This window comes from Jiella mangrovi, from assembly GCF_017815135.1.
Lineage (GTDB): Bacteria > Pseudomonadota > Alphaproteobacteria > Rhizobiales > Rhizobiaceae > Jiella > Jiella mangrovi.
Window position 1 is genome coordinate 410,760 of sequence record NZ_JAGJCF010000001.1, and the last position, 26,670, is coordinate 437,429.

The 26,670-nt window shown below is 65.0% G+C and carries 24 protein-coding genes; 14 read left to right on the forward strand and 10 right to left on the reverse strand.

The window, feature by feature from the left end:
* Window positions 1-2: 2 nt before the first annotated feature.
* From pgeF to choV, 9 genes are all read left to right on the forward strand, one after another.
* Window positions 3-806, forward strand: a complete 804-nt coding sequence (gene pgeF / locus J6595_RS01930; protein ID WP_209592955.1) for a peptidoglycan editing factor PgeF — start codon at window positions 3-5, stop codon at window positions 804-806.
* A gap of 8 nt (window positions 807-814) precedes the next feature.
* On the forward strand, window positions 815-1,966 hold the full coding sequence (locus J6595_RS01935; RefSeq protein ID WP_209592758.1) for a M24 family metallopeptidase: 1,152 nt from the start codon (window positions 815-817) through the stop codon (window positions 1,964-1,966).
* A gap of 137 nt (window positions 1,967-2,103) precedes the next feature.
* Entirely contained in the window at window positions 2,104-3,027 is a 924-nt protein-coding gene (locus J6595_RS01940) for a hypothetical protein (RefSeq protein WP_209592759.1), read from the forward strand.
* 445 nt (window positions 3,028-3,472) lie between these two features.
* Window positions 3,473-4,405 (forward strand): ribose-phosphate pyrophosphokinase, encoded by a 933-nt coding sequence (locus tag J6595_RS01945; RefSeq protein WP_209592760.1) that lies wholly within the window; start codon window positions 3,473-3,475, stop codon window positions 4,403-4,405.
* A 380-nt stretch (window positions 4,406-4,785) separates the two neighbouring features.
* On the forward strand, window positions 4,786-5,961 hold the full coding sequence (locus J6595_RS01950) for an autotransporter outer membrane beta-barrel domain-containing protein (protein WP_209592761.1): 1,176 nt from the start codon (window positions 4,786-4,788) through the stop codon (window positions 5,959-5,961).
* Window positions 5,962-6,087: 126 nt separating this feature from the next.
* Window positions 6,088-6,636, forward strand: a complete 549-nt coding sequence (locus J6595_RS01955; protein WP_209592762.1) for a hypothetical protein — start codon at window positions 6,088-6,090, stop codon at window positions 6,634-6,636.
* Between the two features lie 124 nt (window positions 6,637-6,760).
* Entirely contained in the window at window positions 6,761-7,726 is a 966-nt protein-coding gene (locus tag J6595_RS01960; protein ID WP_209592763.1) for a choline ABC transporter substrate-binding protein, read from the forward strand.
* A 128-nt stretch (window positions 7,727-7,854) separates the two neighbouring features.
* A complete protein-coding gene (choW, locus tag J6595_RS01965; protein ID WP_209592764.1) occupies window positions 7,855-8,694 on the forward strand; it encodes a choline ABC transporter permease subunit in 840 nt (279 codons plus the stop codon).
* Window positions 8,691-9,743, forward strand: a complete 1,053-nt coding sequence (gene choV / locus J6595_RS01970) for a choline ABC transporter ATP-binding protein (RefSeq protein WP_209592765.1) — start codon at window positions 8,691-8,693, stop codon at window positions 9,741-9,743. The genes choW and choV overlap by 4 nt, the downstream gene beginning before the upstream one ends.
* Before the next feature lie 40 nt (window positions 9,744-9,783).
* Here choV and J6595_RS01975 read toward each other — a convergent pair whose 3' ends face one another.
* Window positions 9,784-11,154 (reverse strand): sensor histidine kinase, encoded by a 1,371-nt coding sequence (locus tag J6595_RS01975; RefSeq protein WP_245197529.1) that lies wholly within the window; start codon window positions 11,152-11,154, stop codon window positions 9,784-9,786.
* Between the two features lie 13 nt (window positions 11,155-11,167).
* Window positions 11,168-11,836 (reverse strand): response regulator, encoded by a 669-nt coding sequence (locus J6595_RS01980; protein WP_209592767.1) that lies wholly within the window; start codon window positions 11,834-11,836, stop codon window positions 11,168-11,170.
* Between the two features lie 164 nt (window positions 11,837-12,000).
* Between J6595_RS01980 and J6595_RS01985 the strand changes: the two genes are divergently transcribed.
* From J6595_RS01985 to J6595_RS02005, 5 genes are all read left to right on the forward strand, one after another.
* Window positions 12,001-12,528 carry a hypothetical protein gene (locus tag J6595_RS01985; protein WP_209592768.1) on the forward strand — a complete coding sequence of 176 codons (528 nt, stop codon included), beginning with the start codon at window positions 12,001-12,003 and terminating at the stop codon, window positions 12,526-12,528.
* Between the two features lie 172 nt (window positions 12,529-12,700).
* On the forward strand, window positions 12,701-13,213 hold the full coding sequence (locus J6595_RS01990; RefSeq protein WP_209592769.1) for a hypothetical protein: 513 nt from the start codon (window positions 12,701-12,703) through the stop codon (window positions 13,211-13,213).
* Window positions 13,214-13,484: 271 nt separating this feature from the next.
* Window positions 13,485-15,110, forward strand: a complete 1,626-nt coding sequence (locus J6595_RS01995; RefSeq protein WP_245197530.1) for a peptide chain release factor 3 — start codon at window positions 13,485-13,487, stop codon at window positions 15,108-15,110.
* A 206-nt stretch (window positions 15,111-15,316) separates the two neighbouring features.
* Complete coding sequence (locus tag J6595_RS02000; protein ID WP_209592771.1) at window positions 15,317-15,604, forward strand: GIY-YIG nuclease family protein; 288 nt, start codon at window positions 15,317-15,319, stop codon at window positions 15,602-15,604.
* A 943-nt stretch (window positions 15,605-16,547) separates the two neighbouring features.
* Window positions 16,548-17,330, forward strand: coding sequence for a hypothetical protein (locus J6595_RS02005; RefSeq protein WP_209592772.1), 783 nt, complete (start codon window positions 16,548-16,550; stop codon window positions 17,328-17,330).
* Between the two features lie 326 nt (window positions 17,331-17,656).
* Here J6595_RS02005 and J6595_RS02010 read toward each other — a convergent pair whose 3' ends face one another.
* The 8 genes from J6595_RS02010 to J6595_RS02045 form a co-directional block, all read right to left on the reverse strand.
* Complete coding sequence (locus J6595_RS02010; protein WP_209592773.1) at window positions 17,657-18,703, reverse strand: dipeptide ABC transporter ATP-binding protein; 1,047 nt, start codon at window positions 18,701-18,703, stop codon at window positions 17,657-17,659.
* Complete coding sequence (locus J6595_RS02015; protein WP_209592774.1) at window positions 18,703-19,701, reverse strand: ABC transporter ATP-binding protein; 999 nt, start codon at window positions 19,699-19,701, stop codon at window positions 18,703-18,705. The genes J6595_RS02010 and J6595_RS02015 overlap by 1 nt, the downstream gene beginning before the upstream one ends.
* A 60-nt stretch (window positions 19,702-19,761) precedes the next feature.
* Window positions 19,762-20,457, reverse strand: coding sequence for a hypothetical protein (locus J6595_RS02020; RefSeq protein WP_209592775.1), 696 nt, complete (start codon window positions 20,455-20,457; stop codon window positions 19,762-19,764).
* 2 nt (window positions 20,458-20,459) lie between these two features.
* Window positions 20,460-21,314 (reverse strand): ABC transporter permease subunit, encoded by an 855-nt coding sequence (locus J6595_RS02025; protein WP_245197577.1) that lies wholly within the window; start codon window positions 21,312-21,314, stop codon window positions 20,460-20,462.
* 97 nt (window positions 21,315-21,411) lie between these two features.
* Entirely contained in the window at window positions 21,412-22,419 is a 1,008-nt protein-coding gene (locus tag J6595_RS02030) for an ABC transporter permease subunit (RefSeq protein WP_209592777.1), read from the reverse strand.
* A gap of 66 nt (window positions 22,420-22,485) precedes the next feature.
* Window positions 22,486-23,334, reverse strand: coding sequence for an HAD family hydrolase (locus J6595_RS02035; RefSeq protein WP_209592778.1), 849 nt, complete (start codon window positions 23,332-23,334; stop codon window positions 22,486-22,488).
* Between the two features lie 76 nt (window positions 23,335-23,410).
* On the reverse strand, window positions 23,411-25,006 hold the full coding sequence (locus J6595_RS02040; RefSeq protein ID WP_209592779.1) for an ABC transporter substrate-binding protein: 1,596 nt from the start codon (window positions 25,004-25,006) through the stop codon (window positions 23,411-23,413).
* A gap of 100 nt (window positions 25,007-25,106) precedes the next feature.
* Window positions 25,107-26,267: an Mrp/NBP35 family ATP-binding protein gene (locus tag J6595_RS02045; protein ID WP_209592780.1), complete on the reverse strand. Its 1,161-nt coding sequence runs from the start codon at window positions 26,265-26,267 to the stop codon at window positions 25,107-25,109.
* Between the last annotated feature and the right edge of the window lie 403 nt (window positions 26,268-26,670).

Sequence of the window (26,670 nt, forward strand, 5' to 3'; positions counted from 1 at the left end):
CCATGGCCGATCACACCACACGCGCCGGGGCGCTTAGGGACGAGGACGTGATCCGAGCGCCCGAGCTTAGTGCCGCCGACGTCCAGCATGGCTTCTTCACGAGGCGGGGCGGCGTTTCGCGAGGCATCTATGAGGGCCTGAATGCCGGCGCCGGGTCGAATGACGATCCGGCCCATGTCGCCGAAAACCGGTCGCGGGCGATGGCGACCCTCGGTCTTTCCCGCGACCGTCTGGTGACCCCCTGGCAGGTGCATTCGGCAAAGGCGGTGGTCGTCGATGCGCCTCTCAGTGATGATCGGCCGAAAGTCGATGGCATCGTCACCGCGACGCCGGGCCTGGCGGTCGGCATCGTCACCGCAGATTGCGGGCCGGTTCTGTTCTGCGACCCGGCGAACCATGTGATCGGCGCGGCCCATGCCGGCTGGCGCGGGGCGCTCGGCGGCGTCCTCGAGGCGACGATCGCGGCCATGGAGACGGCCGGGGCCGATCGCTCCGCGATCACCGCGATCCTCGGGCCGACGATCACGCAGGAGAACTACGAGGTCGGCCTCGAGATGATGGCCGAATTCGTCAGGGACGCCCCCGACCGGGAGCGCTTCTTCAAGCCTGGAAAGAGCCCGCACAAGCGGCAGTTCGATCTTCCCGGCTTCATCGTCCAGCGCCTCGAGCAATCGGGCGTGACGGCCGGCTTCGTCGGTCGATGCACCTATGGCGAACCGGAAAATTTCTTCTCCTTCCGCCGCACCACCCATCGCGGCGAGCCCGACTACGGCCGGCAGCTCGCGGCGATCGCCCTGCGGGATTGACGAACACCATGCTCCACTTCGCACACGATGAATTTCAGGCGCGCCGCGAGCGCGTCATCGCCGAGATGGCGAACCGCAAGCTCGACGCCATGCTGATCTTCTCGCAGGAGTCGATGTACTGGCTGACCGGCTATGACAGTTTCGGCTTCTGCTTCTTCCAGTGCCTGGCGCTGAAGGCCGACGGCCAGATGCAGCTCCTCACCCGCTCGGCCGATCTGAGGCAGGCGCGGCACACATCGATCCTCGAGGCGATCGTCATCTGGCGCGACCGCGGCAATGCCGATCCCGTCATCGAACTGCGCAACATGCTCGACGACATGGGGCTTCTCGGCAACCGGATCGGCGTCGAGTGGCTGACCCACGGCCTGACCGGCAACGCCGGGCTAGCAGTGAACGAGCGGCTCGGCTCCTTCGCCTCGCTGAAGGACGCTTCCGACCTCGTGCCGATGCTGCGCGCGGTGAAGAGCGAGGCGGAGATCGCGCATGTGCGCGAAGCCGCGCTGATCGCCGACGAGGCGTTCGAGGAAGCTCTGCCGCTGATCGTGCCGGGCGCAGACGAAGCCGACATCCTCGCTGCGATGCAGGGACACGTCCTGCGGCGCGGCGGCGACTATCCGGCCAATCCGTTCGTCATCGGCTCTGGCCGCGACGCGCTGCTCTGCCGCTACAAATCCGGCCGCCGCAAGCTCGATGCCAGCGATCAGCTCACCCTCGAATGGGCCGGGGTCAAGGCACAGTATCACGCGGCCCTGATGCGCACGGTCATTCTCGGCGAGCCGAGCGAGCGGCATCTGGAACTTTACGCCGCCGCGCGCGAGGCATTGGCTGCGGTCGAGGCGGTGATGCGGCCGGAGCACAGCTTCGGCGACGTCTTCGACGCCCATGCCGCCGTGATGGAGGAGCACGAGCTGGTGCGCCACCGCTTGAGCGCCTGCGGCTATTCGCTCGGCGCCCGCTACGCGCCCTCCTGGATGGACACGCCGATGTTCCACGTCGGCAATCCGGCCATCATCCAGCCGAACATGACGCTGTTCGCCCACATGATCATCATGGATTCCGACACCGGCACGGCGATGACCCTCGGCCGCACCTACCTCACCACGGAGACCGAGCCCGAGCCCTTGTCGCGGCTTTCGCTGGAGCTGCCGGTCGTCCGCTGAGGCTGTTTGTCGTCCGAATGCGACATCCGCGATGTCGCAATGCGGAAAATCGGGAGGATTTTAACGAATTCTTCCGACCGTAAGGGCAGGATCAGCTCGCTTCGACGCCGAATGATACGGCTGGAAGGAGAGCGACCGTGGCAAGGAACAAGCTGGCGAGCAGGATCATCCAATGCGGCCCGATCATGGCGGCTGGCCTCGGGGCTGTCCTGTCAGGCTGCACCGGCTCCGACATGTCGATCGCCATGGGTCCGAACGGTCCGGTCCCGCCCGAAAACGTCGGCTCGATCTCGACGCTCGGCGCGCCGCCGGCCTCTGCGTCTGCGCTCGGGGCGAGCGTTCCACTGCCGCCGAGCCCGGCCGGAACGATCAGTGCCGCGCCGCTGCCGCCCTCGTCACCGATCGCAGAAAGCCCCCTGGCGCCCCCCTCTTCGCAATCGGCGAGCGCCGGATCCTCCGGGCGGCTGCAGTGGTCCGTCGGCCCGCAGCCCGTCGGCCATGAGCGCCCGGCGCCGCGACTTCCCCAACAGACAGAGGTCGCGGCACTTCCCCAGGCCGAGGCCGAGCCCGCGACCTACGAACCGGCGCCGCCATCGGCCCCGCGACAGGAAGAGGCCTCCCTCCAGCCGGCCGTGGCTCAGCCGCCCCTGCAGCCTGCATCGTCGGGTGCCCCCGAGCAGCCTGCCTCGGTGGCGGGCCGGACCGAGGTCCAGTTTCTGCCCGTCGTCGGCGCGCCGCAGCGCGAGGCGGAACTTCTCGCACGCGCCCTTTCCGAGGAATCGGCAAGCGCCGGGGTGGCGATCCGCCCGGCCAGCGGCCCGGTCGCGCCTTTGCGGCTCAAGGGCTATTTCTCGGCGTTCGAGGACGGCAACGAAACGGTCCTCGTCTATGTCTGGGACGTCCTCGACAAGAACGACCAGCGCATTCGGCGCATTCAGGGACAGGAAAAAGTCGCCGGCACCGCTTCCGATCCCTGGTCGAAGATCGATATCGAAACGATGCGCAAGGTCGCGAGCACCACGATGCGAGAGGCAGCCGGCCTCGGCGCGACCGTCGGCTGACGTCGGAAAGCCCCGCGTCCCGACTGGACAAGGAAGAGACGCTCTACGCGTCATGATCGACGCATCGTGATATCGCGTAAGTCGGATCCGATCATCGGGCCGATGCCGTTCTTGCCGGTTGCGGCGACGGTCTGGCGGAAATTTCGCTTTACCGTGATGTGGCAGCGCACAAGACTCGGGTTGAACTTTTGGTGAAGGCTGATAGAGCGTCCTTCCGCAGATCAGGCGATGATGGAACCGGCGGACGGCGCCGCCATTTCGACCTGACTGCCGCGCCTTTCGCCGGATACGGCGCACCGCGTGAAATCGAGTTCGGCGGCGCCCGCGTCCGCAGGCGGGAGCGGCGTTCGAAGCGTTCTCGACCTGCCTGCCTGCGACCTGGCCCGGAAGGAATTGCAGCTTGCGCAACAACGATATCTCCGCCCGATCGCATGGCAAGAGAGCGATGAAGCTCTTCAGCGGCAACTCCAATCGAGCGCTGGCAGAATCGATCGGCCGCTATCTCGAACTGCCGCTCGGCCAGGCCATGGTTCGCCGCTTCGCCGATCAGGAAATCTTCGTCGAGATCCAGGAAAACGTCCGCGGCGAGGATATTTTCATCATCCAGTCGACGTCGTTTCCCGCCAACGACCACCTGATGGAACTGTTGATCATCACCGATGCGATGCGCCGGGCCTCGGCGCGCCGGATCACGGCCGTTCTGCCCTATTTCGGCTATGCCCGGCAGGATCGAAAGGCCGGCGGCCGCACGCCGATCTCCGCCAAGCTCGTGTCGAACCTCATCACCGAAGCCGGCGCCGACCGGGTGATGACCCTCGATCTCCACGCCGGACAGATCCAGGGCTTCTTCGACATCCCGACCGACAATCTCTTCGCCGTGCCGCTGCTCGCCCGCGACATCAAGGAGCATCAGGACCTCGAGAATCTGATGGTGGTCTCTCCCGACGTCGGCGGCGTCGTGCGTGCAAGGGCGCTCGCCAAGCGGCTCGACGCACCGCTCGCCATCGTCGACAAGCGCCGCGACCGGCCGGGCGAGTCCGAGGTGATGAACATCATCGGCGACGTCACCGGCCGCAACTGCATCCTGATCGACGACATCATCGATTCCGGCGGCACGCTCTGCAATGCCGCCGATGCGCTGATGAAAGCCGGCGCAACCAGCGCCTCGGCCTATATCACCCATGGTGTCCTGTCGGGCGGCGCCGTCTCGCGCATCGCCGCCTCCAGCCTCAAGGAACTGGTGATCACGGATTCGATCCAGCCGACCCGGGCGATCGAGGGCGCCGAGAACATCCGCGTCGTCACCACCGCCAATCTTCTCGGCGAGGCGATCGCCCGCACGGCCTCGGAGGAATCGGTCTCGAGCCTGTTCGACTGAGTTCGGACGGCTCGATCCGGAAGCGGTCGAGCCCGTTCCGCCATGGTGGAGATCGTGGCATCCTTGCACCGCCACGAAGCGGAATTCTCCGGTATCTCCGTTTCACGGACCTTCGATCCGCAGCTCGGCCGGTCCGGCCGGGAGGCCTGTGAGACAGTGCATTGCAGCCGTCCGAACCGCCCCGGATTGCCCATGAAGCTGCGACGGGCCCGTCCCGCAGCGAAGCGCGCGAGGTCCGGCCATTAACTCCTCGTTAACCGTCCTCGGTTTCCTTCCAGGCGAGCTCATCTCGCAATTGCGAAGGCAAGGGGACCATGCCGGCAGCCACCGTCCTGCAGAACTGTCGCCCATGCGACCGGGCTACGAGACCGGCCCGCGGGATGGGCCGTGTGCGCGTCCGGCATGTGCTCGGCGTGGTGGGCATTGCAGTCCTGCTGCCGGCGGTCTGCCCGGCGCTCGCCGGTGGCATCGATGACGACGCCCGATCCTTCGCCACCACCTCGATCGCCCGCCAGAACGCTCTGGCCCTTCGGCTTGCGAGCGGGCAGACCGGCAATCTCAAGACCCATCTGGAAGACCTTCGCGGCGACGCCTGCGGCCCCATGGCCCTTCGTCTTTCGCTCGGCCAGACCAGCGCCACCGAGGCCTGGGAAGCGCTGATCGACGACAGCGACGACGTCGCACGCTCGAAGACGCTGAAGACGTCGAGGACGACCGATCACTGCGCCAACGCCGCGAGGGCCTGGACGGGCGGATCAGTGACGCTCGCGACCGACAGCCCGGATCTCTCGGGCCGGGACTTCGAACGGGTCGAAAGCAACCTGACCGCCGGGCTCGACGCAAGGATCGCCGCCGATCTCGCCCTTGGCCTGGCCATCGGCGGCTCCAATGGCGACACGATCGAAACGGAAGGCAGGACCCGCGGCCGGGCGGCTCTCGGATCGATCTCAATCTACGCCTCCTACCATCCCAACAAGACGACCTTCGCCGAGGCCGCCCTCGGCGTTGCTCACCTCACACTTTCGGATCGCGTCGTGGGTCTCGACGGAGCACTCTCGGGCACGGCCAAGCACGACGGCTATGGCGGCTTTGCCACCGTGTCCGTCGGCGAGGTCGATCAGTTCGGCGGATTGAAGCTCTCGCCCTATCTCAAGGCGTCAGGCCAGATCACCCGGCTTGCCGCCACGCGCCGGCAGATCGGTTCGGGCGAATACCGGACCGGCGGGCAACTGGCCGCCAATCTCGCCGGCACCGTCGGTCTCGACGCCTCGATGCCGCTCCGCCGGCTTCCCGACTGGATCGCCGTCGAGCCGAAAGCCGGTGTCGAGATCGGCTATTCGCTCAACAGGCGGGCCGAAACAGCGATCGCGGCTCTCGGCAACGGGGCCGAGGACATCGTCCCGGGAGCGACGAGCACCGGCCGGACGCTGAGCCTCGAGGTCGGCACGAGCGTTCGCCTGTTCGACGAGGTGTCCCTCGACCTCCAGGTGGAAACGCGGCCGATCGAGGCCGGCGATCCGAAGACGGTGCGGCTGTCATCGGCGTGGACTTTCTAAACCTAGGCCGGTCGGACCGGGTCATCGATGAACGGCGGATGACCGGCGCCGGGCCGCGCCCAGCATGATTGCACTCTGCATGAGCCTGTGCAATTCTCGGGCAGATTTGTTGCCCACGGGGCGGCCATGTCGCGCTTTCTTCGTCATATCCGGTTTACCCACGTCGTCGGCGGGTTCTTGTCGCTTGCGCTGGTGCTGTTCGGCATCGGGCTCCTGAGCCGCGAGAACATGGCGGACAAGCCCTATCTCAGGATCGCCGGCTCGGGCTTCATCTTCAACTATCGGGTCGCCGACGCCTATTACGGCTTTACCGCCCTCGTGCAGCGGCCGGTCAGGAATTATTCGCGGATCGAGGCGAGCTTCGAGGATCCCGCAGGCGGCCCGCCGCATCTCGTCAGCGCCAAGCTGACGGCGCGCACGAACCGTTATGGCCTTCGATCGCCGCCGCTTCGCAGCATCGAGGCCGACCACCCCTACCATGTCTCGGTCCGCCTCGTTCAGAACGGCGACGGCGCCGTTCTCTTCACGGATGAATTCACCGTAACCTCGCAGATTTCCGATCGCGTCGTGCCGCCGGAACCCTTGACGATCGGGCCCGGCTACACCCGCAATCCAAGGCTTCCGAATGGTTGGGTGGCGCCCGCGGCGCACCAAGCGTTAGATCATCCCGAATGAATTATTTGCGGCAAATTCGGCTTCGGCGGTTGCGTGGGACCATGTCGCGGGTAGATATTGCGCCATCGCTGCCGCCAGCCGGGCGGCATGCTCGATCGTTTCCCAAGTATTCGAGGAGAACCGTATGACACGGAATCTGAAGGCTATCAGCCTTGCTGCCGGAGCATCGCTGATGATGCTGCCCGCTCTTGCAAACAATGCGTCGGCGGCCGACGCGGAAAGCTGCAAGACGGTTCGTCTCTCCGACGTTGGCTGGACCGACATCACCTCGACCACGGCAGTCGCATCGGCGATCCTCAGTGGCATGGGCTACGAGCCGGACGTGAAGATCCTGTCCGTTCCGGTGACCTTCGCCTCGCTCGCCGACGACAATCTCGACGTCTTCCTCGGCAACTGGATGCCGGCCCAGGCCGAGCCGATCAAGAAATACGTCGACGCCGGCACGATCGAGCGGGTCCAGACCAATCTCGAAGGCGCCAAATACACGCTCGCCGTGCCGAAATATCTCTACGACGAAGGGCTCCATGACTTCGCCGACATCCACAAGTTCGGCAAACAGCTCGATTACAAGATCTACGGGATCGAGCCCGGCAATGACGGCAACAGCCTCGTCATCGGCATGATCGACAAGAACGAGTTCGATCTCGGCAAGTTCAACCTCGTCGCCTCCTCCGAGCAGGGCATGCTCAGCCAGGTCGCCCGCGCCACCCGCTCGAAAAAGCCGATCGTCTTCCTCGGCTGGGCTCCGCACCCGATGAACACCAATTACAATATCGAATATCTGACCGGCGGCGACGACACTTTCGGCCCGAACTATGGCGGTGCGACGGTCTACACGGTCACCCGCAAGGGCTACAGCGAGGACTGCCCGAATGTCGGCAAGCTCCTGAAGAACCTGACCTTCGATCTCGACATGGAAAACAAGATCATGGGCAAGATCCTCGACGATGGCGAGGAGCCGCAGAAGGCCGCTACCGAGTGGCTGAAGGCCAATCCCGGCCGTCTCGACAAGTGGCTCGACGGCGTCGAGACGATGGACGGCAAGCCGGCCGAGCCGGCGGTCAAGGAATCCCTCGGCATCACCTCCTGATCCTTCACGGACTTTCAAGGACCGAACGATCCAGCAAAAGGGATCGGCCAGATGGCCGGTCCCGCTGACTTTCCGGCAACGCTCCGCCGCATCCTTCTCCATTCAAAAACAAGAGGACACCGAAGCCCGTGGAATGGCTCGAAGCCCACCCCTTGCCGATCGGCGACTATGCCGAGGCCTTCGTCGACTGGCTGACGGCGAACTTCACGCCCGTCTTCGATGGCCTGACCGCCTTCCTGCAGACGATCATCGATGCAATTCTCTTCGTTCTGACGTGGCCGCATCCCTTTGTCGTCGTCGCCGCCTTCTGCCTGATCGCATGGCTTGCCCGCCGCTCGATCCTGCCGGTGATCTTCACGCTCTTCGGCCTGCTTCTGATCATCAATCTCGGCTTCTGGCGGGAAACCACCCAGACGCTCGCCCTCGTCATCGCGGCGACCGTGACCTGCATGGTCATCGGCGTTCCGCTCGGGATCGCCGCCGCCCGGCGCGAATGGGTCTATACAATCCTGCGGCCGATCCTCGATCTCATGCAGACCATCCCGACCTTCGTCTATCTCATCCCGGCGCTGATCCTGTTCGGGCTCGGCATGGTTCCCGGCCTCGTCGCGACGGTCATCTTCTCGCTCCCCGCCTCGATCCGGCTGACGCGGCTCGGCATCGCCTCGACGCCCACGCAGCTGATCGAGGCCGGCGACGCCTTCGGCGCGACACCCATGCAGCGGCTCTTCAAGGTCGAGATCCCCTACGCCCTGCCGCAGATCATGGCAGGCCTGACCCAGACGATCATGCTGTCGCTTTCCATGGTGGTCATCGCGGCCCTCGTCGGTGCGCCGGGCCTCGGCGTGCCCGTCCTTCGCGCGCTGAACGCGATCAATGTCGGCAACGGTTTCGAGTCCGGTCTCGCCATCGTGCTTCTTGCGATCATTCTCGATCGCTTCTTCCGGATCGAGGAGAAGGGTCGATGAGCAAGAACGTCGTCTCGTTCGAAAACGTCTCGATCATCTTCGGGAAGCACCGCGACAAGGCGCTGGAACTCGCCGATGCCGGCAAGAACCGCGCCGAGATCCGCGAGGAGACCGGCGCGACGCTGGGCGTCACCAACGCCACGCTCGACGTCAAGGAGGGCGAGATCGCCGTCCTGATGGGGCTTTCGGGCTCCGGCAAGTCGACCCTCATCCGCGCCGTCAACGGGCTCGCCCCGGTCGCCCGCGGCCGGGTGGTGATCGATACCGGGCGCAATCCCGTCGATCCCAAGGACTGCGGCTCGGCGCGGCTGCGGGAGCTGCGCCGCCACGAGGTGGCGATGGTCTTCCAGCAATTCGCCCTCCTGCCCTGGCGCACGGTGGTCGACAACGTGGCGCTCGGCCTCGAATTTGCCGGCGTATCGAAAGCGGAGCGGCGCGAGCGCGCACTCCAGCAGCTCGAACTCGTCGGGCTTTCCGACTGGGCGCATTCACGCGTGTCGGAGCTGTCGGGCGGCATGCAGCAGCGCGTCGGCCTCGCCCGCGCCTTTGCCACCGACGCGCCGATCCTTCTGATGGACGAGCCCTTCTCGGCGCTCGATCCGCTGATCCGCACCAGGCTTCAGGACGAGCTGATCGATCTTCAGCAGAAACTGAAGAAGACCATCATCTTCGTCAGCCACGACCTCGACGAGGCCTTCAAGATCGGCAACCGCATCGCGATCATGGAAGGTGGCCGCGTCGTCCAGATCGGCACGGCGCAGGACATCGTTCTGAGGCCAGCCGACGACTACGTCTCCGACTTCGTCGCCCACATGAACCCGCTCAATGTCCTCACCGCTGGTGATGTGATGAAGCCGGTGACCCGCGAGGACACCGCTCCGGCCAATGTCGCCGCCATGGCCGAGCCGACGACGCCGCTGAAGCGGGTGATGGAATCGGTGAGCGGAGGCAAGGGCTCGGTCATCGTCAGCCACAACGGCAAGATCCTCGGCCAGATCGGCCCGCAGGAAATCGTCGAGGCGCTGCACCGCCATCAGAGCGAGAGTTGACGCCGGAAGGGCGGATCTGAGAGGCCCGGGCCGGGCGACGTCAGCCCCGGCCCGCCGCCGGCAGGAGCAGCGAGGCCCGGACCCCGCCGAGCGGCGATCGCCCGATGGAAAGATCGCCGCCATAGAGTTCGGCGAGCTCCCGGCTGATCGACAGGCCGAAGCCGTGGCCGGGCATCGCCTCGTCGAGCCGCGATCCGGGCTTGAGGACGGCCGCCGCCTTTTCCGGCGCGATCCCTTCGCCGTCGTCGTCGATCGACAGGCGCCAATGGCCTTCGCCATCGGCGAGGGCCGCGACGCGCACGACGCCCTTCGCCCACTTGCAGGCATTGTCGAGGAGGTTTCCCAGCATCTCATCGAGATCCTGCGGTTCGCAGGCGACCCTTGCCGCCGGGTCGATCTCGACGGTGAAGGCGAGGTCCCGGTCGGCATGAATGCGTGACAAACCGACGATGAGATCGTCGATATGGTCTTTCAGCTCCGTCGCCGTTCGGGCCGGACCGCCGATCGCCGCCGCGCGGGCTCGGCCGAGATGATGGCGGATCCGCCGGTCCATCGACAAAGCGAGCGCACTCGCCTCGCCATCCGGGTCGCGCCCCGGCTCCGAAAGCGTCAGGAGCAGCGTTGCGAGCGGGGTCTTCAGCCCGTGCGCGAGATTGGCGACGTGGCGGCGGGCGCGCTCCAGATTGGCCGAGGTCTCGTCGATCAGGGCGTTGAGTTCGCCCGCAAGCGGAGCGATCTCGATCGGCTGACGCTCCGGCACATGCGACTGCCGGCCGGCGCGCACGGCGGCAAGCGCATCCCGCAACCGACGCAGCGGCGCAAGCCCGATCCGCACCTGCCAGCGGATGGCGAGGACGACTCCGGCAACGAGCGCCGCCATGACCGCCACGACGGGAAGCAGCGCATCGCGGAGCGGGTCGAGGATCGCCCGCTCGGGAGCCGCAGCGGCAATGGTGACCTGAAGACCATCCAGATCCATCGTCAGACCGCGCGCGTGAAGCTGCGCGGCTCCCTTGCCTGCCGCGACGAGCGGGCGCGAAACGGGGCCGAGCGGCGCATGCGGCGGGCGCGGCGGCGCAGCGCCCGGCGCCGGCCGAAACTCGATGGCGCCGGCAGCGGCTCGTGACGGCTCGGCGGCGACGATCCGACCACCAGCCTCGCGCACCTGCCAGAGCCAGCCGGATTTTTCGTCGCTGAAAGGCGGCGCCGCAAAGGACGCCGCCAGGCTCACCCTACCGTCGTCGTCGCGGCGAAGCGCCGAGGCGAGCGCCATCACCTGCGCGTCGAGCCGCTGGTCGATCTGCCCACTGACGAAGCGTTGGAGGAAAAAGCCGATCGCCGCCGTCGCGATCAGGACCGCGGCGACGAGAAGTGCCGTCGCCGAAACGAGCAGACGGGCGCGAAGGGACATGTTCCGGCGCATCTCACGCCCCGTCCGGGGCGACGAGGCGATAGCCGAGGCCGCGCTCGGTCTCGATCAGGTGAGCCCCGATCTTGCGCCGCAGACGGCCGACGATCACCTCGAGAGAATTGGAATCGGTCTCCGCGTCGCCCTCATAGACCCGTTCGAAGAGATCCTGGCGCATCACCACACGCCCCATGCGCAAGGCGAGGCAGGACAGGACCCGCCATTCCAGCGCCGTCAGGCGGAGCGGCAGGCCGTCGATCTCGAACGAACCTGTCTGCGCGTCGAAGCTCAGCGGTCCGCAGACGATCCGGTTGTCGGCATGGCCGTTGGCGCGGCGCACCAATGCGCGGAGCCGCATGATCAGCTCTTCCTGTCGGAACGGCTTCATCAGATAGTCGTCGGCCCCGGCCTTGAAGCCCTCGACCTTTTCCGACCAGCCGTCGCGCGCCGTGAGGATCAGGACCGGCAGCACCCTGCCCGCCTTGCGCCAGCACTTCAGAACCTCGATCCCCGGCACCATGGGCAGCCCGAGATCGAGCACCGCGACATCATAGGCCTCGGTCTCGCCGAGATGCTGGCCGTCCTCGCCATTTGACGCGACATCGACGGCGAAATGTTCCGCGCGCAATGCCTTTTGAAGCTTGTCGACCAGAGCCTGGTCGTCTTCGACGAGAAGAACCTTCATGGCGACACTCCGCAGAACTGACGTCGGCAACCGGTCCAACGGACCGCAAACAGGCCTCCGCGCTAAGGCCGGCGCCTGAACTCATCCTGAACGGTCTCATTCAGTACGGGTTTCGGCCACCATGCCAAAAGTCTCCCATCACCGATCAACGGGATGAGAACAAAATGTCGATCGATCCATCCGAACCACCCGGCGGGCGAGGCCCCCGCTCAAAGGACTGGCGCAGCCGCCTTCGCCACGCTTTCCGCCATCGACCCCGCGCCGGGCGCCGGACGCGGCTCGGCCTTGCCGGCGCCGGCCTCCTCGCCCTCGGCATCGTCGTCGGCGGGATCGGTACCGGGCTTTCCGGCCTCGGCAGCGAGACCGTTCTGCCGCTGAAGCCGCAGGCGATCGCCTCGCTCACCGAGACATGGTCGCCCGTCGCGATCAGCGGGAAGGTCGCCGACGTCTTCGGCAACAAGCTGCTGATCACCGATGCCAGCGGCCGCGCGCTGGTCGATGCCGGACCCGCCCGCTGGTCCGGCGCGGCGGCGAAACCCGGCGAGACCGTCACCGTCCAGGGGCGCTTCGACGACGGCGTGCTGCATGGCGAGATGCTCGTCCATCAGGACGGCAGCGTCACCCGCCTCGGTCCGCCCCCGCCGCCGCTCGGCCGGCTGCGCGGCGAAGTCGCACGCATCGCCGGCTTCTGAAGCCCCGGCCCGAAGCGACACACACCATTGCTCGCGCCGCCACTTGCCGGCGCGGGCGCCAGCGCCCGGACGAAGGCCGAGAGGCCATTGGCAGAGCGCCGACAAGCCCGGCGACGACGCCGAACGCCGCGTCGCCGCCCTCTCCACCAACCCAAGGAAAGGTCCTGATCCGATGAAACGCCTTGCCCTGCTGCTTGCAGGCAGCTGCCTGCTCGTGACCGCCCCGAGCCTCGCCCAGCCGAGCTTTGCCCAGGCTGCGCCGCCCGCTCCTGCGGCGGCCGATCCCGGCCCCGATGCTGCGAACCCGCCACCGCCTCCCGGCGCCCCGGTTCCCCCGCCCCCGGGGCCCCGCGGACCCGACGGCGCCGCAACGCCGCCTCCGCCGCCGCCTCCAGGCGGCCCGCGCGGCCATCGCCCGCCGCCCCCGCCGCCGCCATCCAAGGGCGCCCATTTCATCATGGACGGCGCCGGGATCCATCTCGACGTCAAATGCGCCGACGACGAGCCGATGATGCCCTGCGCCGACATCGCCGGCCGCTTCCTGAAGGAGCTGCAGGCGGCACCGCGCGGGCCTTCAGCTGGACCCGACGGCGGTCCGGCGGCTGCCCCGCGGCCGGCGCCGACCGGCGGGCCAGCCGAAGCCCCCGCGGCTCCGCCCCCGCCGCCGGCTCCGGCGGCCCAGTAATTTCGCGAAAGACCAGCGGCCGACCCTACGCGGCCATCGGGGAGCGGGCAGCCATGTCCGCTCCCTTTGGCGTTCGGCAAAGCATCCGGGGGCAAAGAGGCGCCGCCTGCGACAATGCCGGATCGACGGGTCCCGGCATCGCGGCGGAAATGATTTTCGATTCCGGGACAAATGCTGTAAATGCCGGCCAAACCACCTTCGACGATGGCCGATGCCGCGACGTGACGTTCCGCGATCGACGATCGGCGCGACAATCTCGGAAAGCATGCCCATGAGCACTCTCGCCAGCGACGCCGCGCCGGCCCGACCGGTCGGGCGGCGCCCCTACGAGACCCGCCGCACCTTCGCGATCATTTCCCACCCCGACGCCGGCAAGACGACGCTGACCGAAAAGCTCCTGCTCTCTGGCGGCGCCATCGAGATGGCCGGCGCGGTGCGCTCCAAGGGCAATGGCCGGCGGGCGAAATCCGACTGGATGGACATCGAGAAGAACCGCGGCATCTCGGTGACCTCCTCGGTGATGACCTTCGAGAAGGAGGGCATCAACTTCAACCTCCTCGATACCCCCGGCCACTCGGACTTTTCCGAGGATACCTACCGGACGCTGACCGCCGTCGACAGTGCCATCATGGTCATCGACGCGGCCAAGGGCATCGAGGCGCAGACCAAGAAGCTGTTCGAGATCTGCCGCCTGCGGGACATCCCGATCATCACCTTCGTCAACAAGGTCGACCGCGAGGGGCGCGACCCGTTTGAACTCCTGGACGAGATCGAGGCCGAGCTGGCGCTCTCCGTCGCCCCCATGGTCTGGCCGGTCGGCCAGGGCGGCCTGTTCAAGGGCTGCTACGACCTGACGAAGAACGACTTCCTCTTCGCCGGCAGCGACAGGACCCAGCATTATGCCGGCGGGCTCGACGATCCGGCGCTGAAAGCCGCACTTGGCGAGAGCGCCTATGCGGGCTTTCGCGACGCCGCCGAGCTCGCGGCCGAAGGCTATGCCGATTTCGACCCCGAAGCCTATCGCCAGGGCCATCTGACGCCGGTCGTCTTCGGCTCGGCGCTGCAGAATTTCGCCGTCGACCGGCTGATGGATTTCATCGCCGAACATGCCCCCGAGCCGCGGCCGCAGCCGTCCGACAAGGGGCCGGTCGATCCGTCCGAGGACAAGGTGTCGGGCTTCGTCTTCAAGGTCCAGGCCAATATGGACCCCAAACACCGCGACCGCGTCGCCTTCGTGCGCTTCTGCTCGGGCCATTTCAAACGCGGCATGAAGCTCGACCACGTGCGCTCGGGCAAGGCTCTCGCCGTCTCCAACCCGATCTATTTCGTCGCGCAGGAGCGGGCGCTGACCGAGGAAGCCTATGCCGGCGACGTCATCGGCATTCCGAACCACGGCACGCTGCAGGTGGGCGACACGCTGACCGAGGGCGAAAACTTCCGCTTCACCGGCCTGCCGGCCTTTGCGCCTGAGGTGCTGCGCCGGGTGCGGCTCGAAGATTCCATGAAGCTGAAGCAGATGCGCCGGGGGCTAGAAGACCTCGCCCAGGAAGGCCTCGTCCAAGTGTTCCGGCCGACCATCGGCTCGGACTGGATCGTCGGCGTCGTCGGCCCGCTGCAGCTCGACGTCCTCGCCTCGCGCATCGCCGGCGAATACAAGGCCGACGTCACCTTCGAGCCGGTGCAATACAATGTCGCCCGCTGGATCCGCTCCGACAGCGAACAGAAGCTCAAGGACTTCATCCGCGAGAACACCATGAACGTGGTGCGCGACCGCGACGGCTGGCCGGTCTATCTTTGCAAGGACGACTGGGACCTGCGCTACATCACGGGCAAGCACAAGGACATCGCCTTCGACGCAACGCGCGAGATCGTCCAGGGGGGCGACGGGGGGAAGTAGGCGGGGCAGTTTCGGCCTTTCGGCGCGAAGCACCGGACTGCTCCTGACCGGGCGAGGCATGGATCCCCGACCCTGCGGGCCGAGGATGACGAAGCGGATGGGGGAGCGCCCCATCCTGCGCCGTCAGGGCATAGTGAAGGCAGAATGCTGGCAGCGTTCCGCTCGCATGCATTGCCACAGAAGACCCTTGGCGGCATCTTCGACGCATGACCGGATATGTCTACGTCATGGCAAGCCAGAGAAACGGAACTCTTTACATCGGCGTGACGTCCGACCTCTCCCGCCGCGTGCACGAGCACAAGACGGAGGCCACGAAAGGCTTTACGAGCCGCTACGGCTGCAAGCGCCTCGTCTGGTACGAGGAGCATTTCGACATCCGCGACGCCATTGCCCGCGAGAAGGCGCTGAAGAAGTGGTCTCGGGCGCGGAAGATGGTCTTGATCGAAGCGATGAACCCGGGATGGGAGGAGCTTTATCGGGGGATGGGATGGTGAGCGGTGCGGCTTCGGTTTTCTGCGATGCGGTCGTTGATCGGCATCGAACACCCGCGCCGACGCGTGAAAGCGAGGGCGCCCGCCTCCCCGCTTCGTCATCCTCGTGCGCCAGCACGGGGATCCATGCCTCAAGCGCTTCCGTTGCCGCTCCGTTTGCGGGACCGGGTGTCATTCCGGCACCGGACTGCTCCTGACCGGGCGAGGCATGGATCCCCGACCCTTTCGGGCCGAGGATGACGAAGCGCAGGGAGCAGCGTCTCATCCTGAACCGTCTGAGGACGGTAAACGGAGAATACTGGCGAAGTCCCAGGGAAATCGGCTGGTGAGTAGTGCCTCTGCTCCACCGACACAACAACGGACGCCACCAGTCGGAGCGCCGCCCTTCTCGCTTCGTCATCCTCGTGCGCGAGCACGGGGATCCATGCCTCAAACGCTACCGGTGCCGCTCCGTTTGCGGGACCGGACGTCATTCCGGCACCGGACTACTCTTGACCGGGCGAGGCATGGATCCCCGACCCTGCGGGCCGAGGATGACGAAGCGGAGGAGGGAGTGTTTCGTTCTGTACCGCCACGGCACAGTGATGGCCGAAGGCTCGCGACGTGACGGGAGAGTGGGCGTCCGCTTCACCGAAACGACAACAGACGCCACCAGACGTAGCGCCCACCTCGCCGCTTCGTCATCCTCGTGCTTAAGCACGGGGATCCATGCCTCTGCGTTTCCGTTGCCGTTCCGCTTGCGGGGGTCAGCGTCACCCCGGCTCCGGACTGCTCCTGATCGGGCGAGGCATGGATCCCCGACCCTACGGGCCGAGGATGACGAAGCGGAGGGGGGAGCGTTTCGTACTGTACCGTGTGGCGCCAATTTGAGCGAAATGGCGCTTTGCGCCCATCGCGGTCGTTCCAAACCTTTTGCGACCGAACCCGATTGCGGACATTCGCGTCCTTGCCCTATCTATTCAATACGCGGCATAAAGGGCATTATGCGTTCTTATTGGTGTCTTTCGTGACTGAAAAAATACGCTTTCGGCTTCCAAAAGCAAAAATTTCATGGGCAGAGGCGCAGCTGGAATTTGTAAGTCGGGAGGTTGATGCGTTTATCGAGGAAAATGTAAATCGCGTCACCACGGAGGTAGATCCGAACCATCCTGGGATGTTATCGGTTGTATCGTACGAGTCTACGATTCCAAATAATTTAACCGTTCATATTGGCCGCATAGTTGGATGCATGAAAAGTGCGCTCGACAATGTCGCAGTTGAGGCGGCCTTAGAAGTCGACCCCCAAGCCAATACACGCCGGATCGTATTTCCCTTTAGCGGTAACCAAGAGACGAATGGATGCGATAAGTGGTTCGCAGGCAAGGTCGGCCCTATGAAAGATGTCCATAGGCGCATCATTGTAGAAGCAAGACCTTACACTGGCGGGAACCAAGCTCTCGTGGCCCTCCAAGAATTGAGGAATGCTGATGAGCATCTAGGCATCCGACTGTCCATTACCAAGCGGCAGTTTATGGTGTCCTTTCCCAGCGTGAGCATCAGATACTCTGCCCCCAAGCCTGATGGCAGTATCGATATAATTCCTACCTATTCAGATGAAAAGCCTGATTTTAAAACAGACATGAGGATTGAATTTTCCGAACCTCTTTTCCGAGGCAAGGAGATAACTTCTTGGTTGCGCGACATGCTAGCCACTACCAGTGAAATTGTTAGCAAGTTCGACCGAAGCTAATATCCCCAGCTTAATTATATAATTGCCGACCCAAGCGATTTATTTGAAAAGCTCGTCTTGCCCTACGTTCGTTGTATCTTGTTTCTAATAGAGCGACCTCTTTGCGGCGCTGACAGCGGCGCCGTAAGCGATCTACGATGCCCGAAACTCGAATGGCGCCGGCTCTCACGCAGCCCTGATCTGTAAATGATATGGAACGGCGGGTTTCTCTTTCGGCGACTTTCGTACGCCTCACGGCGCCCAAAAATTTTCAGGGAACCAGAACGGCGGCTATTTGCGAAGGAAGCCCGAGAGCCGACCGTCCTCTTCCGGCCCACTACTACTTCTCACACCCCATCAACCCTCCCCTCCTCAACCGCAAAGCACGCCACCCGTGTCGCCCCATGCGTCGTCAGTTCCGGGCGCTCGCTCCGGCACCGCTCGTTCGCATACGGACAGCGCGGGTTGAACGAACACCCCGGCGGGGGGCTGATTGGCGAGGGGAGTTCGCCGGTGAGGCGAATGCGCTGGCCCTTGGAGGCGGGGTCGGTGGCGGGCGTCGCGGAGAGGAGTGCGCGGGTATAGGGGTGGAGGGGCGTGGCGTAGAGGGCATCGACCGGGGCGATCTCGACGGGGCGGCCGAGATACATGACCATGACGCGGTCGGCGACGTGTTTGACCACCGAGAGATCGTGGCTGATGAAGATGTAGGTGAGGCCGAGGCGATCCTGTAGGTCGGCGAGGAGGTTGAGGATCTGCGCCTGGATGGAGACGTCGAGCGCCGAGACCGGCTCGTCGAGGACGAGGATCTTCGGCTCGAGGATGATCGCCCTTGCGATCGCGATGCGCTGGCGCTGGCCGCCGGAGAACATATGGGGATAGCGGCCGTAATGCTCCGGACGCAGGCCGACCTCGGCGAGCGCGGCCTCGGCCTTGCGGCGGCGTTCGGCGGCGGAGAGTTTCGTGTTGATCTTCAGCGGCTCCTCGAGGATCGCGCCGACCTTCTGGCGCGGATTGAGGGCGCCATAGGGGTTCTGGAAGACGATCTGCACGATCGAACGGAGCCTTGCGACATCGCCCTGATCGTCGCCGGTGATGGTGACGCCGTCGATGACGAGGGCGCCTTCCGACGGGGCCTCGATCATCGTCAGCATGCGGGCGAGGGTCGACTTGCCGCAGCCGCTCTCGCCGACGATCGCCAGCGTCTCGCCCTCCTCGACGGTGAAGCTCGTGTCCTTGACGGCTTTCAGGTCGAGCGGCTTGGCGAACAGGCCGCGCCGGACCTCGTAGACCTGACTGACATTGGTGGCGGTGACGATCGCCCTTCCGGCGGCATCGGGGGCGGGGGTGACCGGCGCCGTGGCGGTGGCGGGAGCGTTGGTCGAAGCGTCCATCAGGCGGCACTCTGGCTGGCGGGGTGGTTGAGCGGATAGTGGCAGAGCGCCTCGCCGAGGCTTTCCGGCTGGCGCGGCGGCACGACGGTGCGGCACTTGTCGTCGGCCTTGTCGCAGCGCGGATTGAACAGGCAGCCGTCCGGCCGGTCGCCCTGCCCCGGCACGACGCCGGCGATGGTCGGCAGGCGCTCGCCCGTCGAACGCTCGGGGATCGCGGCGAGAAGGGCGGAAGTATAGGGGTGGTGAGGGTCGTCGAAGAGGGTCGAAACCTTCTGGCGCTCCACCTGCTGGCCGGCATATTGCACGACGACGCGCTCGGCGGTCTCGGCGATGACGCCCATGTCGTGGGTGATCAGGATCATCGCCATGCCGCGCTCTTTCTGCAGATCGAGCAGGAGGTCGAGGATCTGCGCCTGGATGGTGACGTCCAGCGCCGTCGTCGGCTCGTCGGCGATGAGGAGCTTCGGCTGGCAGGCGGTGGCCATGGCGATCATCACGCGCTGGCTCATGCCGCCGGACATCTGATGCGGAAAGGCCGACAGCCGGCGCTCGGGCTCGGGAATGCCGACGGCGGTCATCAGCTCGATCGCCCGCGTCTGGCGGCCCTTGCGGTCGAGGCCGGTATGGGCCTTCAGCGCTTCCTTGATCTGGTAGCCGACGGTGAAGCAGGGATTGAGCGAGGTCATCGGCTCCTGGAAGATCATGGCGATCTCGTTGCCGATGATCTTGCGGCGCTCCTTGCCCGACATGCCGCGCATGTCGCGGCCCTCGAAGGCGATCTCGTCGGCGGTGACGGTGGCCGACGGCGGGAGGAGGCCCATCAGGCCGAGCATGGCGACGGACTTGCCGGAGCCGCTCTCGCCGACGATGCCGAGCACTTCGCCGGGATCGACGGTGATGTCGATGCCGTCGACGGCCCTGAACGGGCCGGAAGCGGTGTCGAAGGTGACGGAGAGATTGCGCAGGGAGAGAAGGGGTGCGGCTGCCTTGTTGATCATCGCACTACGATATCCTATCTTTAAAACAGACCTTCAACGCTCGGGTGAATGCGATGTCGATCATGTCTCGTTCGGGCCAGAAGCCGGCGGAGCAGCAGCCGCTGAAGCCGGGGACTTACGGTCCGCTTCCATTTTACTGAGCAGGACTTTCTTGCGCTCCTGCAGTCGCTCCTGCGGCTTCGTCTCCAAAGAACGCTCGATGGCTTCCATGGCGTCTTCCGCCATCGCAGTGACGGTCGCGACCATCCGGGAGTAGTGTTGCAGCATCCGCTTTCGTCGGGCGTGACCGAGTGAGCGATATGCGGCCGATCGCAGATCGCCTGAAAAGCGGTTGATCAGCATCATCTGTCGGTAGAAGGCGACCACCGGGCCGATGGCTTGTTCGTCGAGGACGGCGATCTTGGGAATGAACGCTTCAAACACGGCCGGCTGGACGACTGGGGTCACGAAGGGGACGAAGTCGGGATTGTCCGCAAATGCCGTCTCGACGGCCTCCAGCGACTCATCGAGCGAGCCGAGCACGACCCATTGGCGCCAGACCGCGTCGATCTCGACCATGATGGCGGTCTGTACATCACGCTGCTCCTGCTTACGGCGCCGGTCCTCCTCTCGTCGATGGGCGACTCGCGATCCTACCCATGTGCCGATGGCGATCAGCCCGGCCAGCAGCGCCCCGGCAAATCCCAGAAATCCCGTAATAACGGCCTGCTGGAGGGGTACGTCGACGATCCCCAGCCAGATGAAGAAGTCCTTCACCCTCAGCTCCGCTTCATCTTCGGATCCAGCGCGTCCCTCAGGCCGTCGCCGACAAGGTTGATGGCGAGCACCGTGACGAGAATGGCAAGGCCCGGGAAGGTGACCACCCACCAGGCCCGCAGGATGAACTCGCGCGCTTCCGCCAGCATGGTGCCCCATTCGGGCGTCGGCGGCTGGGCGCCCATGCCGAGAAAGCCGAGGGCCGCGGCGTCGAGAATGGCGTTGGAGAAGGACAAAGTCGCCTGCACGATGAGAGGCCCGAGGCAGTTCGGCAGGATCGTCACCACCATCAGCCGCAGCGGGCTCGCGCCGACGACCTTGGCGGCGGTGACGTATTCGCGCCGTTTCTCGGCCATGACCGAGGCCCGCGTCAGCCGGACGAAGTGGGGCTGGAGAACGAGGGCGATGGCGATCATCGCATTGGTGAGGCCGGGGCCGAGAACGGCGACGAGAACGAGGGCGAGGAGCAGCGAGGGAAAGGCGAGGATGACGTCCATCACCCGCATGATGACGGTATCAAGCCAGCCGCCGAAATAGCCGGCGATGAGGCCGATGGCGATACCGACGGTGACGGCGACCACCACGACGACGAGGCCGATGAACAGCGAATATTGCGCGCCGTAGAGCAGCCGCGAGAGCATGTCGCGGCCGATCGCGTCGGTGCCGAGCAGATAGTTCCAGCTGCCGCCGTCCTGCCAGACCGGGGGAAGAAGCTGCGCTTCGTTGTTGGTGACGAAGGGCGAATGGGGCGCAATCAAAGGCGCGGCGATTGCGGTGAGAATGATCAGGATAAAGACGACGAGGCCGAGGACCGCGCCCTTGTTTTCGGAGAAGTAGAACCAGAACTCCTCCAGCATCTGCCGGCGGACGCTCTTCTTTGGGCGATGATCGGGCAGGTCGGCGCCGACGCCTTCCTCGGCTTCCTGGGCTGAAATATGGCTCATGATGGTTCCCCTACCCTGCCCGCACGCGCGGGTTGATCACGCCGTAGAGGAGGTCGACGGCCAGATTGACGACCATGATGATCATCGCGATGAGGATCAGGCCGCCCTGCACGACCGGATAGTCCCGTCGAAAGACGCTATCGATCATCCACTTGCCGATGCCTGGCCAGGAGAAGATCGACTCCGTCAGGATCGCGCCGGCCATCATGACACCGACCTGCAGGCCGATCGTCGTGACCACAGGGATCAGGGCGTTGCGCAGGGCGTGAATGCCGATGACGCGGCCGCGCGACAGGCCCTTGGCCTTGGCGGTGCGCACATAGTCCTCGCCGAGAACCTCCAGCATGGCGGAGCGGGTCTGCCGGGCGATGACGGCAAGCGGAATGGTCGCCAGAACGATCGACGGCAGGATCAGATGAGAGACAGCCGAGCCGAAGGCGCCCTTCTGCCCGGACAGAAGCGAGTCAATGAGCATGAAGCCGGTGACCTGCGGGAAGTAGTAGAGAAGCGAGATGCGGCCCGACACCGGCGTCCATTGGAGGACCCCGGAAAACAGGATGATCAGGAGGAGACCCCACCAGAAGATCGGCATGGAATAGCCGACGAGAGCCGCGCCCATGACGCTCTGGTCGAACCAGGAGCCGCGCTTGACCGCCGCGAAGACGCCGGCCGGCACGCCCAGAAGCACGGCGATGATGATGGCGCAGAGGGAGAGTTCGAGGGTCGCGGGAAACAGCGTGAAGAACTCGTCGGCGACGCCGCGTTTGGTGACCAACGAGGTGCCGAAATCGCCCTGGATGAGGCCCCAGAGATAGGACAGATACTGGACCACCAGCGGCCGGTCGAAGCCGAGCTGTTGCATGATCGCGGCATGGCGGGCCGGATCGACGACCCGCTCACCCGCCAGCATCTGGACGGGATCGCCGGGCAGAAGCCGGATGAAGGCGAAGGCGACGATCGAGACGCCGATGAAGGTCGGAATCAGGACGGCGATGCGCGAGAGCAGGAAGCGCTGCATTTTGCCCCTATTGTCAGGTCGACATGGTCTTGTTTGAGGCCGGCCTTGCTGGCCGGTCCTTGGATTTCAGGCGTCCTGCCCGAGCCTGCGAAGCGCGATGCGCGAGGCATGCGAGCGGACGGCATGGGCGAGGATCTCGAACAGCGGCTCGCCATCCTCGTAGCTGGGCGGCGCCAGCGCGTCGGGGCGCTGGGCGCGCAGCATCTCGTCTTCGGCCGAAAACTCGCCATCGCGTGACACGGCAATGGCAAAGCCGCCCATCTCGCGGACAAAACCGAAGGCCTGGAGATCCGACGCTCCGTCACCGACATAGATCAGCTGATCGAGGGGAATGCGCAGGTCTTCCTCGGGCTTGTCGGCCTCGGTGCGCGACGGCGCATTCGACCCGCCGAGATCGATGCCCTTTGCGAGGGCCTGCAGATAGCGAACCTTCTCGGGGTGGGGAATCATCTTTCGGACCCCGTGGACGCGCCCGTCCTTTGCCACGTTCAGCTCGGAGCCATGACGACGATCGAAGGCGGCCGCGGCCGGATGGGCCGAGAAGACCTGGAGATAGCCGGCGGAGACGACGGCGAACTCGAGTTTCACGGCCGGATCAGCCTCTCTGGCAACGGCGCGCAGGCGCTCCGGCATGGTCTCGGCACCGGGAAAGCCCTTCGTCGTGCGCCCCGCTTCCTCGACCTGGTCGATGGTGATGACCTTGCCGTCCCGCTCGCACAAACGGCGAAGACCCTCGAATTTGGCGAGGACCTCGTCCCAGCCGGCATCGGCAAGCGGCTTGAAAAACTGCGATTTCCATTCGTCGACCTCGAAGCCCATGACGGCGACGAGGCGCTCGAAGGAATCTTCCGCAAGGGTCCAGTCGAAGTCGAAGGCAAGCAGGATGTGCGCGGTGAACGGATGGGTCGCCGTCATCGGTGTTGGTGCCTTTCAAAATCGGGAAGGGGCGGCCGACGCCGCCCCTTCTCTGCATGACAATGGACCGGACAGCTTACTGCTCGATATCGACGTCGTCGAAGCGGTGATAGCCGAGCGGATCCTGGACGAAGCCCTTGACCGACTTCTGCATCGGCATGAACACCTTGGAATGGTCGATGGTCAGCCACGGCGCCTTTTCCTTGAACACGACCTGCGCCTGTTCGTAGAGCTTGGTGCGCTCGGCCTGATCGTCGGTCGCCTTGGCCTTCTTGACCAGATCGTCGAACTCCTTGTCGCACCACTGGGCGCGGTTGTTGCCACCAACGGCATCACAGCCGAGCAGCGTATCGAGGAAGTTGTCCGGATCGCCGTTATCGCCAGTCCAGCCGAGCATCGCGGCACCGTCGCGATCCTTGGCCTTGGACTTTTCGAGATACTCGCCCCACTCGTAAGAGACGATCTCTGCCTTGACGCCGACCTTGGCGAGATCCGCCTGCATCAGCTCCGCCGCGCGGCGGGCGTTGAGCATGTAGGGGCGCGACACCGGCATCGCCCAGATCTTCATCGACAGATCGGTGACGCCGGCGTCCTTCAGCATCTGTTTGGACTTTTCCGGATCGTAGGGATCGTCCTTGATCTCATTGTTGTAGGACCACATCGTCGGCGGGATCGGGTTCTTGGCCGGCACGGCCGCGCCCTGGAACACCGCGTCGATGATCGCCTGCTTGTTGATCGCCATGTTGAGGGCCTTGCGGACCTCGACCTTGTCGAACGGCGCCTGGGTCGTGTTGTAGGCCATGTAAGCGACGTTCAGGCCTTCCTGCTCCATCACCTCGAGGTTCGAATCACTCTTCAGCGATTCGACGTCAGCGGCGTTTGGATAGGGGAAGATCTGGCACTCGTTCGCCTTCAGCTTCTGCACGCGAACCGAGGCGTCGGTGGTGATGGCGAAGATCAGGTCGTCGATGGGCTGTTTGCCCTTGTAGTAATCCGGATTGGCCTTGTAGCGAATGACGGCGTCCGGCTGATAGGCGACGAACTGGAACGGGCCGGTGCCGAGCGGCTGCTGGTTGAGCATCGCCTCCTGGCCGTCCGCCTTCAGCTTGTCGGCATATTCCTTCGACATGATCGAGGCGAAATCCATCGCCAGATCGGCAAGGAACGGGGCCTCGGGCCGCGCGAGGACGAACTTCACCGTCATGTCGTCGACCTTCTCGATCGACGTGATCAGATCAGGGAATCCCATGCCGCTGGCATATTCCCAGGACGTGCCGGGGACATACTGGTTCCAGGGATTGTCGCTCTTGAGCTGCCGCTCGAAGGAATAGATCACGTCGTCGGCATTGAGCGTGCGGGTCGGCGTGAAGAAATCGGTGGTCTGGAATTTCACGTCCGGCCGCAGCTTGAAGGTATATTCCTTGCCGTCGTCCGAAATTTCCCAGGACTCGGCAAGGCCCGGCTCGGTTTCCGTCGATCCGTGCTTGAACTCGACAAGCCGGTTATAGACCGTGCGCGAGGCCGCATCGAAGGTGGTGCCGGCTGTATAGAGCGCCGGATCGAAACCCTCCGGCGAAGCCTCGGAGCAATAGACGAGCGTCTTGGCCGACGCCGCCGAACCGAGGGCCAGGGTCAGGGCCGTCGCGGCGAAAAGCCGGGTCAGGGAATTCATACAGCATGCCTCCTGTCAGGATCGGGTGGATCTTTTGTCCACTCACTATCGTTCACTCGACAGCTTTTGATTGTCGAAGGCAAGCACGTTTTTTGACCATTCATTCAAAAACAATGGTTGGTGCACGAGACTTTGGTCTCGATTCCTCGAGTTGCGCGAGGACCTTCGCCGCGATGTCGCGATAAGCGGCAGCATGCGGCCCGTCGGGATCCGTCGCGACCACCGGTCGTCCCGCATCGGAACTCTCGCGGATCGCCATCTCGATCGGCACTTCGCCCAGAAACGGAACGCCGAGCCGTTCCGCCTCGTCCCTCGCGCCGCCATGACCGAAGATGTCGTAGCGATTTCCCGTGTCAGGCGCTATGAAATAGCTCATGTTCTCGACAATACCGAGCAAAGGCACCTCGACCTTCTGGAACATCGCCAGGCCCTTGCGCGCATCGATGAGCGCCAGATCCTGCGGCGTCGAGACGATGACCGCGCCGGCGAGCGGCACCTGCTGGGCCATGGTCAGCTGGGCGTCGCCGGTGCCGGGCGGCATGTCGACGATCAGAACGTCGAGTTCCCCCCACTCGACCTCACGCATCATCTGCGTCAGCGCCGACATCACCATCGGCCCGCGCCAGATCATCGGGGTTTCCTCGTCGACCATCAGCCCCATGGACATCGCCTTCAGGCCGAATGCCTCAAGCGGGATGATGGTCCGCCCGCCCGCACTTTTCGGTTTTTCCTTCAGCCCGAGCAGCCTGGGGATGGAGGGGCCATAGACGTCGGCATCGAGGATGCCGACGGCCAGCCCCAACGCTGACAGACCAAGAGCGAGATTGACGGCTGTCGTCGATTTGCCGACGCCGCCCTTACCCGACGCGACCGCGACGATCTTGTCGATGCCCGGAATGCCGGGCTTGGCGCCAGCCGGCCGGCGTGCGGGCGCGGCCGACGGCGATGCCGGCCCCCTGGCAGGCTGCGGCCGAGACGGCGCAGCCTGCGGAGCGCCCGAACTGCCGGCCGCCTTTTCCGCCGTCAAAGCGACCATCGCTTTGCCAATTCCTTCGAGTTTTGCCACCTCCGTCTCGATCTGGCGGCAGAACGGCTCGAAACGTTCGGCCTCGGCCGCCGGGACGGAGAGCGAGAAAAAGGCCTTGCCGTCGGCAATGAAGATGTCTGACACGATCGATCGCGAGACGACGTCAGCCCCGTTGTCGGGCGGCGTCATCTGGCGAAGGATGTCGAGAATGCGTGTCTTCAGGTCGTCGGCCAAGATGTCGAACTCCACAAATGCATTGCCCGTTTTGCGCGCAGATATCGCGCCGGTGCCATGACGTCCAAGAAAAACGCTCCGGCGCCTCGCCGGGCAAGCCCGTTTTCTCACTCGCCACGGCGCCATCGCTCAAGCTGGTCAGCGACGCGCTGACGCTCGGCTGCCTGTCGCCAGCCATACCATCGACGATGACTGGACGGCCCCATCAAGCGGCCGTTCGCCCCGGCGGCTGTCTGCCGGGATTTGGCCTTTTAAACGGTCTGCGCCAGGGCCCGGTTTGTTTTCCGGACTGTTTACGCCATTTTGTTCGGTCAATGGTTTCCGGTGATCTGCAGAAAAGCGCTTGAACAGACCTCGTTGGGGCAGAATCAACAGCCGGTTCGGCCGGCGCAGGGCCACCCAT

Coding starts and splice junctions, on each gene's coding strand:
- pgeF (WP_209592955.1), top strand. CDS start 3: ATGGCCGATCACACCACACGCGCCGGGGCGCTTAGGGACGAGGACGTG.
- J6595_RS01935 (WP_209592758.1), top strand. CDS start 815: ATGCTCCACTTCGCACACGATGAATTTCAGGCGCGCCGCGAGCGCGTC.
- J6595_RS01945 (WP_209592760.1), top strand. CDS start 3,473: ATGAAGCTCTTCAGCGGCAACTCCAATCGAGCGCTGGCAGAATCGATC.
- J6595_RS01950 (WP_209592761.1), top strand. CDS start 4,786: ATGGGCCGTGTGCGCGTCCGGCATGTGCTCGGCGTGGTGGGCATTGCA.
- J6595_RS01955 (WP_209592762.1), top strand. CDS start 6,088: ATGTCGCGCTTTCTTCGTCATATCCGGTTTACCCACGTCGTCGGCGGG.
- J6595_RS01960 (WP_209592763.1), top strand. CDS start 6,761: ATGACACGGAATCTGAAGGCTATCAGCCTTGCTGCCGGAGCATCGCTG.
- choV (WP_209592765.1), top strand. CDS start 8,691: ATGAGCAAGAACGTCGTCTCGTTCGAAAACGTCTCGATCATCTTCGGG.
- J6595_RS01975 (WP_245197529.1), bottom strand. CDS start 11,154: ATGTCCCTTCGCGCCCGTCTGCTCGTTTCGGCGACGGCACTTCTCGTC.
- J6595_RS01980 (WP_209592767.1), bottom strand. CDS start 11,836: ATGAAGGTTCTTCTCGTCGAAGACGACCAGGCTCTGGTCGACAAGCTT.
- J6595_RS01985 (WP_209592768.1), top strand. CDS start 12,001: ATGTCGATCGATCCATCCGAACCACCCGGCGGGCGAGGCCCCCGCTCA.
- J6595_RS01990 (WP_209592769.1), top strand. CDS start 12,701: ATGAAACGCCTTGCCCTGCTGCTTGCAGGCAGCTGCCTGCTCGTGACC.
- J6595_RS01995 (WP_245197530.1), top strand. CDS start 13,485: ATGAGCACTCTCGCCAGCGACGCCGCGCCGGCCCGACCGGTCGGGCGG.
- J6595_RS02000 (WP_209592771.1), top strand. CDS start 15,317: ATGACCGGATATGTCTACGTCATGGCAAGCCAGAGAAACGGAACTCTT.
- J6595_RS02010 (WP_209592773.1), bottom strand. CDS start 18,703: ATGGACGCTTCGACCAACGCTCCCGCCACCGCCACGGCGCCGGTCACC.
- J6595_RS02015 (WP_209592774.1), bottom strand. CDS start 19,701: ATGATCAACAAGGCAGCCGCACCCCTTCTCTCCCTGCGCAATCTCTCC.
- J6595_RS02025 (WP_245197577.1), bottom strand. CDS start 21,314: ATGCTGGAGGAGTTCTGGTTCTACTTCTCCGAAAACAAGGGCGCGGTC.
- J6595_RS02030 (WP_209592777.1), bottom strand. CDS start 22,419: ATGCAGCGCTTCCTGCTCTCGCGCATCGCCGTCCTGATTCCGACCTTC.
- J6595_RS02035 (WP_209592778.1), bottom strand. CDS start 23,334: ATGACGGCGACCCATCCGTTCACCGCGCACATCCTGCTTGCCTTCGAC.
- J6595_RS02040 (WP_209592779.1), bottom strand. CDS start 25,006: ATGAATTCCCTGACCCGGCTTTTCGCCGCGACGGCCCTGACCCTGGCC.